Origin of the sequence: Nonomuraea sp. NPDC050790, from assembly GCF_044456745.1 — a bacterium.
GTDB lineage: Bacteria > Actinomycetota > Actinomycetes > Streptosporangiales > Streptosporangiaceae > Nonomuraea.
Genome location: NZ_JBITGF010000001.1, coordinates 416,946 through 427,474, shown reverse-complemented (window position 1 = coordinate 427,474; position 10,529 = coordinate 416,946). Strand labels below are relative to the sequence as shown.

The 10,529-nt window shown below is 74.9% G+C and carries 8 protein-coding genes; 3 read left to right on the top strand and 5 right to left on the bottom strand.

The features are described 5' to 3' along the window. The first annotated feature begins 103 nt into the window (after window positions 1-103). Complete coding sequence (locus tag ACIBEJ_RS02045; protein WP_397180707.1) at window positions 104-1,549, top strand: thiamine pyrophosphate-dependent enzyme; 1,446 nt, start codon at window positions 104-106, stop codon at window positions 1,547-1,549. A 446-nt stretch (window positions 1,550-1,995) separates the two neighbouring features. Next, a complete protein-coding gene (locus tag ACIBEJ_RS02040; RefSeq protein WP_397180706.1) occupies window positions 1,996-3,987 on the top strand; it encodes a protein kinase in 1,992 nt (663 codons plus the stop codon). Window positions 3,988-3,999: 12 nt separating this feature from the next. On the opposite strand, the gene ACIBEJ_RS02035 is transcribed toward ACIBEJ_RS02040, so the two are convergent. Both ACIBEJ_RS02035 and ACIBEJ_RS02030 read right to left on the bottom strand, forming a co-directional pair. Then, window positions 4,000-4,647 carry a response regulator gene (locus tag ACIBEJ_RS02035; RefSeq protein WP_397180705.1) on the bottom strand — a complete coding sequence of 216 codons (648 nt, stop codon included), beginning with the start codon at window positions 4,645-4,647 and terminating at the stop codon, window positions 4,000-4,002. Beyond that, entirely contained in the window at window positions 4,644-5,663 is a 1,020-nt protein-coding gene (locus ACIBEJ_RS02030; RefSeq protein ID WP_397180704.1) for a sensor histidine kinase, read from the bottom strand. The genes ACIBEJ_RS02035 and ACIBEJ_RS02030 overlap by 4 nt, the downstream gene beginning before the upstream one ends. Before the next feature lie 128 nt (window positions 5,664-5,791). Between ACIBEJ_RS02030 and ACIBEJ_RS02025 the strand changes: the two genes are divergently transcribed. Then, complete coding sequence (locus ACIBEJ_RS02025) at window positions 5,792-6,856, top strand: hypothetical protein (RefSeq protein WP_397180703.1); 1,065 nt, start codon at window positions 5,792-5,794, stop codon at window positions 6,854-6,856. Window positions 6,857-6,975: 119 nt separating this feature from the next. Here the strand turns inward: ACIBEJ_RS02025 and ACIBEJ_RS02020 are convergent, their stop codons facing one another. The 3 genes from ACIBEJ_RS02020 to ACIBEJ_RS02010 are packed head-to-tail and all read right to left on the bottom strand — an operon-like array spanning window position 6,976 to window position 10,333. Next, window positions 6,976-7,842, bottom strand: coding sequence for a carbohydrate kinase family protein (locus ACIBEJ_RS02020; RefSeq protein ID WP_397180702.1), 867 nt, complete (start codon window positions 7,840-7,842; stop codon window positions 6,976-6,978). Then, window positions 7,839-8,864 (bottom strand): LacI family DNA-binding transcriptional regulator, encoded by a 1,026-nt coding sequence (locus ACIBEJ_RS02015; protein WP_397180701.1) that lies wholly within the window; start codon window positions 8,862-8,864, stop codon window positions 7,839-7,841. The genes ACIBEJ_RS02020 and ACIBEJ_RS02015 overlap by 4 nt, the downstream gene beginning before the upstream one ends. Window positions 8,865-8,869: 5 nt before the next feature. Continuing rightward, a complete protein-coding gene (locus ACIBEJ_RS02010; RefSeq protein WP_397180700.1) occupies window positions 8,870-10,333 on the bottom strand; it encodes a glycoside hydrolase family 13 protein in 1,464 nt (487 codons plus the stop codon). Window positions 10,334-10,529: the final 196 nt, after the last annotated feature.

Below are 10,529 nucleotides of genomic sequence, written 5' to 3'. Positions count from 1 at the left end.
GCGGTTTTCCCTGCCGGAACGGATCCCGGCAATTCGCGTCCGGCGTTCCGTCGACCGAAACGGATGATTGCCTCATTGAGGCAGTGGAGTTCCCATCAATGACATGAGCACCACAAGCCGGGCCATCGCCGACTGGATGCGGCTGCGGGACCTCACGACCGTCTTCGGCGGCCCTGGCGCCGACGCCTGTCCCGTGGATGCCTACACCGACGACGTCCACCGCGTCAGGGGGCTCCACGAGGCCGTCGTGGTCGCCATGGCCGACGGCTACGCCTCCGTCACCGGCCGCCCCGCCCTCGTGGACCTCGGCTGCGCCGCCCACGCCTCGGGCGCCGTGCTGGGGGCCGCCGCCAACCGCACCCCGCTCATCGTCACCGCCGGGCAGGGGCACGGCGGGGACGGCTGCCGTCCCGCCGCCAAGTGGTCCTGCGCGCCGGCGCCACGCGACGTGCCCGCCGCGCTGGAATGGGCCTACCACGTCGCCCTCACCCCGCCGCGCGGCCCCGTCTTCCTGTCCCTGCCCACCGACCTCGGAGCCGAGGCGGACCTCGTTCCGCGGATCCGGCCCCTGGCCGCCTCGGCCGCTCCCGATCCGGTCGCGCTGGCCGTGCTGGCGGAGCGGCTCGACCGCGCGCGCTCGCCCGTGCTCGTCGTCGGCGCCGACGTGGACGCCTCCGGCGGCTGGGCGGCGGCGGTCGAGCTCGCCGAGCGCTGCGCCCTGCCGGTGTGGGAGGCGGCCCGGTCGGGCCGCGTGTCCTTCCCGCAGTCGCACCCGCACTACCGCGGCGCCCTGCTGCCCGGCCCCGGCGCCGCCGCCCGGCAACTCGCCGGCCACGACCTGGTCCTGGCCGCGGGGGTGCCGCCGCCGGAGGACGTCACCGCCGTCCTGCTCACCAGCGACCCGTCCGGCGCCGCCTACGGCGACGTCATCGTGGGCGAGGTACGGCAGGCGCTGGCGGCCCTGTCCGAACTCACCAAGGTCAGGCAGGAGCCGCTGCCCGGCACCTGGCCCGCCCCCTCCCCCGCGCCCCGCGGCAGCCGTCCCATGAGCCTGCGCACCGCGCTGGCCGCGGTGGCGGCCGGAGCCCCCGAGGAGACGGTCTGGGTCTGCGAGTCCCCGCCCAGCCGCCCCGCCTTCCACGACCAGATCAGGATCAACCGTCCCGGCTCGTTCCTGTGCGCCGCGGGCGGCGGCGCCGGGCACGGGCTGCCCGCCGCCATCGGCGCCCAGCTCGGCGAGCCGTCCCGGCCGGTCGTCGCGGTCGTCGGCGACGGCTCGCTGCAGCACGCCGTCGCCGCCCTCTGGAGCGCCGCCGCCTACCGCGTGCCGCTGACGGTCGTGGTCCTCACCGACGGCACGCAGGCGATGCTGCGCTGGCTCTCGCGCCTCGACGGCGCCGGTCCCGGCGCCGACCTCTGCGCCATCGCCAAGGGGTACGGCCTCGCCGCCAGCCACGTGGAGTCCGCCGAGGCCCTGACCGCCGCGGTACGCATCGCCACCGCCTCCGATCTGCCCATGCTCGTCGAGGTGCCCGTCAACGGGCCCTGAGACGGGCGGGCCACCGGCCCGCGTGCGCCGCCGCGCACCCTGTTGAGCGGCGGACACGGCGGGAGGCTCCGGCGGCGTCCCGGCCGGCGCGGTTCGTGTCCGAGGCACGTTTCCACGCCCGTGCCGGACGCCGCCCGGCGCCTCGATCTCCGGCCTCCAGGAAGGGGGTGATCGCATGAAGTCCGGCCCGGGCGTGAGCTGGGTCCGATAACCGACGCACCCTCCGGAGGGCCCCCGTACCGTGGTGGCGCCGATCCCCGGGGCGGGAGCCGTACCCTTCCCGCCGCGGCCGGACCCTCCGGAGCCTCAGAGCCCCTGCCTGCGATGAGACCGAGCGCGACGCCTGATCGTCTCTCAACCGTTAGAGTCTTGGGAGAAAAGGCATGCCGGGCGGAGGATCGGTCGGTTTGAGACGGCGGGATGACGACGGTGAGAGGGCGGCGAGGGTGGGAAAGCGCGGTCCGCTGACCCCCGAGGACCCGTCCGAGATCGGCCCGTATGAGCTGGTCAAGCGCCTCGGCTCGGGCGGCATGGGCACCGTCTACCTGGCCAAGGGCCCCGACGGCGCCAAGGTCGCGCTGAAGGCGATCCGCCGCGACTTCGCCGCCGACCCCGTCTACCGGGCGCGCTTCCACGAGGAGGTGTCCAACGCCCGCAAGGTCGCCTCGTTCTGCACCGCCCGCGTCCTCGACCACGGCGAGCACGACGGCCTGCTCTACCTCGTGACCGAGTACATCGTCGGCGTCTCGCTGGAGGACCACCTCATCGAGCACGGCGCGCTGGAGCCGTCGGTGCTCCACGCGGCGGCGGTCGGGGTGGCGGCGGCGCTGACCGCCATCCACGCCGCCGGCCTGGTCCACCGGGACCTGAAGCCGGCCAACGTCATGCTGACCCTCGCCGGGCCACGCGTGATCGACTTCGGATTGGCCCGTTCCACCAACGTGAACTCCCGCCACACCAACGCCGGCATGGTCATGGGCACGCCCGGGTGGATCGCGCCGGAGCAGGTCTTCGAGGGGCGCACCAGCCCCGCGGGCGACGTGTTCGCGTGGGGCTCGCTGATCGCGTACGCGGGGCTGGGCGGGCACCCGTTCGGCGAGGGCGACGCCTACGTCATGGCCGCCCGCGCTCGCACCGCACCACCCGACCTGCGCGGCCTGCCCGCGCCCCTGGACCGGCTGGTGGCCGCGGCCATCCACCCGGACCCGGCGCGGCGACCGGCGTCGCGCCAGTTGCTGCTGGAGCTCGTGGGCGCCGCCGACGAGCCCGCCGCCCAGCTCGCCGCCACGCGCCACCTGACCAGCATGTGGGACCCCGCGGTAGCCCACCGCCCCACCCCGCCCCAGCCCCCTCACCCCACGCCCCAGCCCCCTCACGCCGCGCCCCAGCCCCATCCTTCGGGCCAGGCTCCCCACATGGGCGCTCCCCCACACCCCGGCGGCCCCGCCCCCGCACCCCCCGGCATGCCCGGCTCGGGTGGGCCTCGGAGGCAGGGGCCTGGGCACTCCACCACGGGTCAGGGGCCGTTGCCCGGACCGGCGGGTCCGGGGCAGGGGCCGGTGCGGCCCGGGTCTCGTGAGCCGCGCCCCGGGCCACCCGGCGCGCACGACCCGCGTTCGGGGCAGCCGGGCGGGCGGTCCGGGACGCCTGGGCGCGATCCTCGGCGGGGCGGGCCGGGGGTGACCGGGCCGGTGCCGCTGGCCCAGCAATCCACGACCGGGCAGGGGCCGCTGCCCCGCACCGGAGCCACCGGACAAGGACCGCTGCCACCACCCGCCGGGCAAGGACCCCTGCCACCGGCCGCCGGGCAGGCGCCGTTGCCGCCAGCCGCCGGGCAGGGGCCGTTGCCACCGGCGGCTGGGCAGGGGCCGTTGCCGCCCGTCGCCGGGCAGGGGGCGGTGCCGCATCCGGCCGTCACCGGGCAGGGGCCGTTGCCTCCCCCGGGCTTCGCCGTACCGCGCAGGTCGGCGCGGCGGGGGCTGCGGGGGTGCCTGATCGCGGCGGTGATCGTGCTGGTGGTGATCGTGCTGTTCATCTCGCTGATGGCGTGGCTGTTCCGCGGGCCGTCGGCGGCGGGTGAGGGCGCGGCGGTCCAGGACGGCAAGCTGAAGTTCACCGTCACCTCCACCAAGTGCCCCAAACCCGCCAAGGCCGCCCAGGTCCGGCAGTGCCGCCTGTCCGTGCAGGTGTCCAACATCGGACCCGAGGCCAGGGTCCTGTACCCGGGCCAGCAGAAGCTGATCGACCAGGACGACGCCCTGCACGGCGCCGCCAGGCTGCTGGACAAGGCGGGCAAGGAGATCACCCCGATCCGGATCGAACCCGGCAAGTCGTTCACCGGAGCGCTGGAGTTCGACCTGCCCAGGACCGCCCGCGCCGAAGGCGTCGAGCTGCACGACTCCGGCCTGAGCCGGGGCGTCCGGGTCGAACTCGGCTGACCTCCCGAAGGGTCAGCGGGCGGCCCCCGTGGTCCAGGCCCAGGCGGCGATGCCGACCCGGTTGGACGCCCCCACCTTGCGCTGGATGTTGGCCAGGTGCGTCTTGACGGTCCCCGGGCTGATGAACAGCTCGGTGGCGATGTCGGCGTTGGTACGGCCGTGCGCCACCAGGACGGCGATCTCGCGTTCGCGGTCGGTGAGCGGGTCGGGCGGGGGCGGCGGCCGGTCGGCGGGGGCGCGGAGGTGGCGCAGCAGGCGTACGGTCACCTGCGGGCTGATCAGCGTGTCCCCCGCCATCGCCGCCCGGATCGCCTCGATGAGCAGCGTGGGCCCGGAGCGCTTGAGCAGGAACCCGGCCGCCCCGTTGCGCAGGGCGGTGTGGACGTAGTCGTCCAGGTCGAACGTGGTCACCACGATCACCCTGGTCTCCCGGGCGAGCTGCCGGGTGACCTCCAGGCCGTCGAGTCCCGGCATGCGGATGTCGGCCAGCACGACGTCGGGCCTGAGGTGCCTGGCCAGCTCGACCGCCTTGGCGCCGTCCGCGGCCTCGCCCACGACGGTCATGTCGGGCTGGGAGTCGAGGATGAGCCGGAAGCCGATCCTGACGTCGTCCTGGTCGTCGGCGATCACGATGCGCGTCGGCGCGCCGTACCCCGTCATGCCGGGATCACCGCGACGAGCCGCCAGCCGTCGCCGTGGGGACCGGCCTCCAGCGAGCCGCCGACGGCGGCGAGCAGTTCGGACAGGCCCGCGAGGCCGAACCCGCCCCTCCGGGAAGAACCTCTCCTGCCGTCGGTACGCCCCGCCGCCCCGTCGTCCTGAACCCGCACCTCCAGCCGGTCCCGGCCGGCGGACACGCGGACCTCCACGGCGGCGGCCCGCGGCGCGTGCCGGCGGACGTTGGTCAGCGCCTCGCTCACCACCCGGTACGCGGTGGCGGAAGCCTCGCGGGAGACCCCCTCGGCCGCGACGTCGAAGCGCACCCGCACCGACGGCGGGAACCCGCCGGCCAGCTCCGCCACCCGTTCGAGGCCAGGCGTGGGCGCGCGGCCCCGGTCGTCGAGCATGTGGACGGTGCGGTCGAGCGAGGCGAGCGCGCGATGGCCGCCGTCCTCGATGCGCCGCAGGGCGTCGGCGACCGGCTCGGGCAGCCCCGGCGTGAGGGCCGCCGCCTGCGCCTGCACCAGCATGCCGCTCACGTCGTGGGCGACGAAGTCGTGCAGGTCGCGCGCGAGAGCCAGCCGCTGGTCCTGTACGGCCGCCGCCACCGCCCGCCCCCGCGCCTGGTCCAGCCAGCGCAGGTAGAGCCCGGCCCCGGCCGCCGCGGCCGCGGGCAGCGCCCAGGCCGCGCAGGCAGCGAGGATCAGCAGGGCCGGACCGTCCCACACCTGCCTGAGCAGGATCAGCGCGACCGCCAGTCCGGGCGCGAGCGCGGCGTACGGCCGCCGCCTGGCCGCCACCAGCGTCAGCACCAGCAGCGCGGGCACCTCGGCGAACAACGGCCAGGTCCCGCCATCGCCGCCCACCACCACGGAGACGGCGGTGACCAGCAGCGAGCCGGCACCGGCCGCCACGGCCGCGGACTCGGGGGTCGGGCGCACGGAGGCGGGCGCCAGACGCGGGAAGAGGGCCGTCGCCGCCGCGAGGACGGCGGCGACGGCCATGAGCACGTACATGGGTTCGAGGGTAGGGGGGCGGTGGAGCGGCGGCATCCGCCGAACGGCGGAGGCGGGCGGCCGCCCAGGCGGCCGGATCCGGCGAACGGCGGATGGGCACCTGGAGCCCGCGCCGCGAGGCTTGCCCCATGAACACGACGACAGTGCCCGAGACCGCCCGCTGGCCGCTCCGGGTGACGTGGGGAGCGGCCGCGTGGTCGCTGGCGTACGGCGCTCTGGGGCTCTTCTGGGCGTACGGCGGCGCCGGCTTCCCCTTCGGCGAGGGCGACATCCCGGATGCCAGGGCGGAGTCCTTCCTGGGCACGGCCACCGCCGCCGCGACCGCCCCGGTCATCGCCGCGCTCGGCCTGGCCGGCGCCCTGCTGGCGGCGGCCATGACCAGGCGGGTGCGCGGCCCGGCCAAGATCGCGCTGCTGGCTCCGGCGTGGGCGATGGCGTTCCTGCTGGTGGTGCTGGTGCCGGACGCCCGGATCATGACCGCGGTCGGCTACGCGCCGATCTTCCTGGTGGGTCTGCCGTTCGGCTGGCCGGACGCGAACTACTTCGAGCTGGCCTTCCCCTGGCCGGTGGTGAACATGCTGATCTGCCTGGCCGGCGGCCTGCTCTGGACGGGGGCGGCGCTGGCGTTCGCCCGCCGGAGCGCCGGGGCCTGCCAGAGCTGCGGCCGGGCCGAGGGGGACGGCCGCCGTTGGAACACGCCCGCGGCGGCGGCGCGCTGGGGCAGGTGGGCCGCCTACACGGCCTTCGCCGTCCCGCTGTTCTACGCGGTCGTGCGCTGGGCGTGGGCGCTGAAGATCCCGCTGCTGTTCTCGCAGGAGGGCATCAGGTGGCTGCACGAGACCGGGATGGCGTGGGCTGGCGCGGGGCTGGCCACGTTCGCCGCGGTGGGCGGCGTGCTGACGCTCGGACTGGTCCGCCCGTGGGGCGAGGTGTGGCCGCGCTGGGTGCCGGTGCTCGCCGGGCGGCCGGTGCCGAGGCGGCTGCCGGTGGTGGCGGGCGCGGCGGTGACGGCGGTCCTGGCCTCGGCCGGGGCGATGGCGGTGCGTGTGACCGACTGGACGGACCCGTCGGCGTGGCTGGTGAGCCCGATGGCGTACTGGCCGGTCTGGGCGGCGGCGCTCGGCGTGGCCACCCTGGGCTACCACTACCGCACGCGGGGCGCCTGCCTGCGCTGCGGGCTCGGCGGCCGGTGAGGCCGCGGTCAGTGTGCGGTCGGGGTCAGTGTGCGGTCGGTCAGCGCGCGGTGGGTCAGCGTGCGGTCGGGTCAGCGTGCGGTCGGGTCAGCGTGCGGTCGGGTCAGCGTGCGGTCGGGTCAGCGGGCGGCGAGGAGGGCGGCTTCGGTGATCGGCGACTCGTGGGTGCCCTCCACCGTGCAGGCGTGGGCTCCGGCCAGCGAACCCAGCCGGACCGCCGTCTCGAGGTCGTGGCCGCGCAGCCGGCCGTACAGGAAGCCGGAGACGAAGGCGTCTCCCGCGCCGTTGGTGTCGACGACGGGGCCGGGCGGCGGCGCGGCGGGGAAGGCGCGCAGGCCCGCGCCGCGCTCCAGGACGAGGCAGCCGCGGGCGCCGCGGGTGCACACGACGGTGTGCGCGCGGCCGCCGGCGAGGATGCGGCGCATCACGGCTTCCGGGCCGGTCAGGGCGGCGGCCGAGAGGAAGACGAGACCGGCCCGGAAGGCGAAGTCCTCGTGGTAGGGGTTGACGCCGTCCCAGTCGTGCAGGTCGGTCGAGGTGGAGACGCCGGGCAGGCCGGCGAAGACGTGCCGGCTGAAGTCGGTGATCGACAGGTGGGCGTGGCGGGGGCGCGGGCCGGAGTACAGGGACGGCGGCAGCTTCTCGCCGGGCGTGGCGCGGGGGTCGAACAGCGAGGTGCGGCGGCCGTCGGGGCCGACGAGCAGGACGCTGCGCCGGGTGCCCGCCGCGGCGGTGCCGAAGGAGCAGTCGACGCCGCTCAGGGCCCGGCGCACCAGCGCGCCCTGCGGGTCGTCGCCGATCAGGTCGGCGAACCTGGTGCGCAGGCCCAGGGCGGCGCAGCCGAGCGCGACGCCGGCGCCGGTGTTGCCGATCCTGTCGATCACCGGCGGCACGGTGTGGGTGTCGGCGTACGGCAGAGGCAGCGCCGGCACGCGGACGGTGGTGTCGACGCCGGCCCCGCCGACCACCAGGACGTCGTGGGTCACCGGTTCACCAGCGGTCCCGAGCCGGTGGAGCCGCGGACGACGAGCTCGGGCTGGAAGACCAGCTCGACGTGCCGGGCGGGCGCGCCGTTCACCTCTTCCAGGAGCGTCTGCACCGCGGCCGAGGCCATGGCGCCGATGGGCTTGCGGACGGTGGTGAGCGGCGGGTCGGTGAAGGCGATGAGCGGCGAGTCGTCGAAGCCCACCACGGACACCTCGGCGGGCACCGACAGGCCGCGCTCGCGGCAGGCCCGGATCGCGCCGAGCGCCATGAGGTCGCTGGCGCACACGATGCCGGTGCAGCCGCGTTCGAGAAGCTGGGCGGCGGCGGCCTGCCCGCCCTCGACGGAGAACAGCGAGTGGGCGATAAGGTCGTCCACCTCGGTCGCGCCGAGCAGTTGCGCCATCGCCTGCCGGTAGCCGTCGATCTTGCGGATGACCGGCACGAACCGGCGCGGGCCGAGCGCGAGCCCGATGCGCTCGTGCCCGAGGTCCACGAGATGCTGTACGGCCAGCCGCGCCGCCAGCCGGTCGTCGGGCGAGATGAACGGCGCGTCGATGTGCTCGCTGTAGCCGTCGACCAGCACGATCGGCAGCCCCCGGTCGGTCAGCCGGGTGTAGCGGTCCATGCGCGCCGTGGTGTCGGCGTGCAGGCCGGAGACGAACACGATCCCGTTGACCCCGCGGTCGACCAGCAGCTCGGTGAACTCGTCCTCGGGCGCGCCGCCGGGCATCTGGGTGCACAGCACGGGCGTGTAGCCGTGCTGGGTGAGCGCCTTCTCGATGGCCTGCGCGAACGCGGGGAAGATCGGGTTGTCGAGCTCGGGGGTGACCAGCCCCACCAGGCCGTTGCTGCGCTGGCGCAGGCGGGGCGGGCGCTCGTACCCCATGAGGTCGAGCGCGGTCATGACCGCCTGGCGGGTGGCCGCGGAGACGCCGGGCTTGCCGTTGAGCACCCTGCTCACGGTGGCCTCGCTCACCCCCGCCTGGGCTGCGATGTCGGCGAGGCGGGCGTGTCCGTTCATGGGCGCTACTTTACTTTCCACCACACAGCGGAATCGGGAGCGCCGGGTGTGGCGGCCGACGACAGGAGTGGTTCGCCGCCGAGGGCGAAGTCGACGGGCTCGGCGGTGAGGTTGACGGCGCAGACGAGGTCGCCGCGGGCGAACACCAGCGTGCCCTCGGGCGAGTCGAGCCAGCGCAGGTCGCCGTCGAGGTGGTGGCGCAGCCGCAGCGCGTCGCGGTAGAGCTCCAGCGTCGAGCCGGCGGCCCCGTCCTGGGCCTCGACGCTCAGCTCGGACCAGCCCGCCGGGATGGGCAGCCAGGGACGACGCCAGCCCAGCTCGCGGGTCCAGGGCAGCGGCACGCGGCAGCCGTCGCGGCCGCTTTCCGGGTCGCGCAGCCGCTGCGGGTCCCGCTGGACCTCCTCCGGCAGGTCGAGCACCTCGGGCAGCCCCAGTTCCTCGCCCTGGTAGATGTAGGCGGAGCCGGGCAGCGCCAGCGTGAGCAGCGCGGCGGCGCGGGCGCGATCGAGGCTGCCGTAGCGGGTGACGTGCCGCCTGACGTCGTGGTTGGACAGGACCCACGTGGACGGCGCGCCCACGGAGGCGGCGCTGGCCAGGGAGGCGTCGATGGCCTCGCGCAGGCGGGCGGCGTCCCAGGGGGTGCTCAGGTAGTGGAAGTTGAAGGCCTGGTGGAGCTCGTCGGGGCGGACGTAGCGGGCCAGCCGCTCGGGCGTGGGCGCCCATGCCTCCGCGACGCCGATGCGCTCGCCCGGGTAGGAGTCGAGGATGTGGCGGAAGCGGCGGTGGACGTCGTGGACGCCCTCGTTGTCGAAGTACGGGACGACGTCGGAGCCGATCATCCGGATCTGGTCGCTGTGCCCGATGTCGGGCAGGTCGTGCGGCTTGACCATGCCGTGGGCGACGTCGATGCGGAAGCCGTCCACGCCGAGGTCGAGCCAGAAGCGCAGGATCGAGTCGAACTCGGCGCGCACCTCGGGGTTGTCCCAGTTGAGGTCGGGCTGCTCCTTGTCGAACAGGTGCAGGTACCACTGGCCGTCCTCGACCTGCGTCCAGGCCGGGCCGCCGAAGATCGACTCCCAGTCGTTGGGCCGGTCGCGGAAGATGTAGCGCTCGCGGCCGTGCCCGCGCAGGGCCTCCTGGAACCACGGGTGGGCCGAGGAGGTGTGGTTCGGCACGATGTCCACGATGATCCGCAGGCCGAGGCCGTGCGCCTCGTCGATGAGCGCCTTGGCGTCGGCCAGCGTGCCGAACAGCGGGTCCACGTCGCGGTAGTCGGCCACGTCGTAGCCGAAGTCGGCCATGGGCGAGGTGAAGAACGGGGTGAGCCAGACCGCGTCGACCCCCAGCCCTCTCAGGTACGGCAGGCGGTCGCGCACACCGATCAGGTCGCCCACGCCGTCGCCGTCACCGTCGGCGAAGCTGCGGACGTACACCTGGTAAATGACGGCGTCGCGCCACCAGTCGGTCATGTGATCCCCCAATAGTCCCGTACATGAAATCTCTTGCCGCAAGTTTACGCAAGCCTTTCCATGTACCACCAACCCCTGATTTTTCGCCCACTTACCCTTAAAGCGGGATAAAACCCCCTAAGTGAGGCGACTCACGGGCCGGAAGCTTTGCGTGACCCCAAGACAGAAGTCAGGCGGAGTGTCAACCCCCATGGAC

Excerpts from the sequence above, each read along its gene's own strand:
- ACIBEJ_RS02030 (WP_397180704.1), bottom strand. The coding sequence starts at position 5,663 with ATGTACGTGCTCATGGCCGTCGCCGCCGTCCTCGCGGCGGCGACGGCC.
- ACIBEJ_RS02025 (WP_397180703.1), top strand. The coding sequence starts at position 5,792 with ATGAACACGACGACAGTGCCCGAGACCGCCCGCTGGCCGCTCCGGGTG.
- ACIBEJ_RS02015 (WP_397180701.1), bottom strand. The coding sequence starts at position 8,864 with ATGAACGGACACGCCCGCCTCGCCGACATCGCAGCCCAGGCGGGGGTG.
- ACIBEJ_RS02010 (WP_397180700.1), bottom strand. The coding sequence starts at position 10,333 with ATGACCGACTGGTGGCGCGACGCCGTCATTTACCAGGTGTACGTCCGC.
- ACIBEJ_RS02045 (WP_397180707.1), top strand. The coding sequence starts at position 104 with ATGAGCACCACAAGCCGGGCCATCGCCGACTGGATGCGGCTGCGGGAC.
- ACIBEJ_RS02035 (WP_397180705.1), bottom strand. The coding sequence starts at position 4,647 with ATGACGGGGTACGGCGCGCCGACGCGCATCGTGATCGCCGACGACCAG.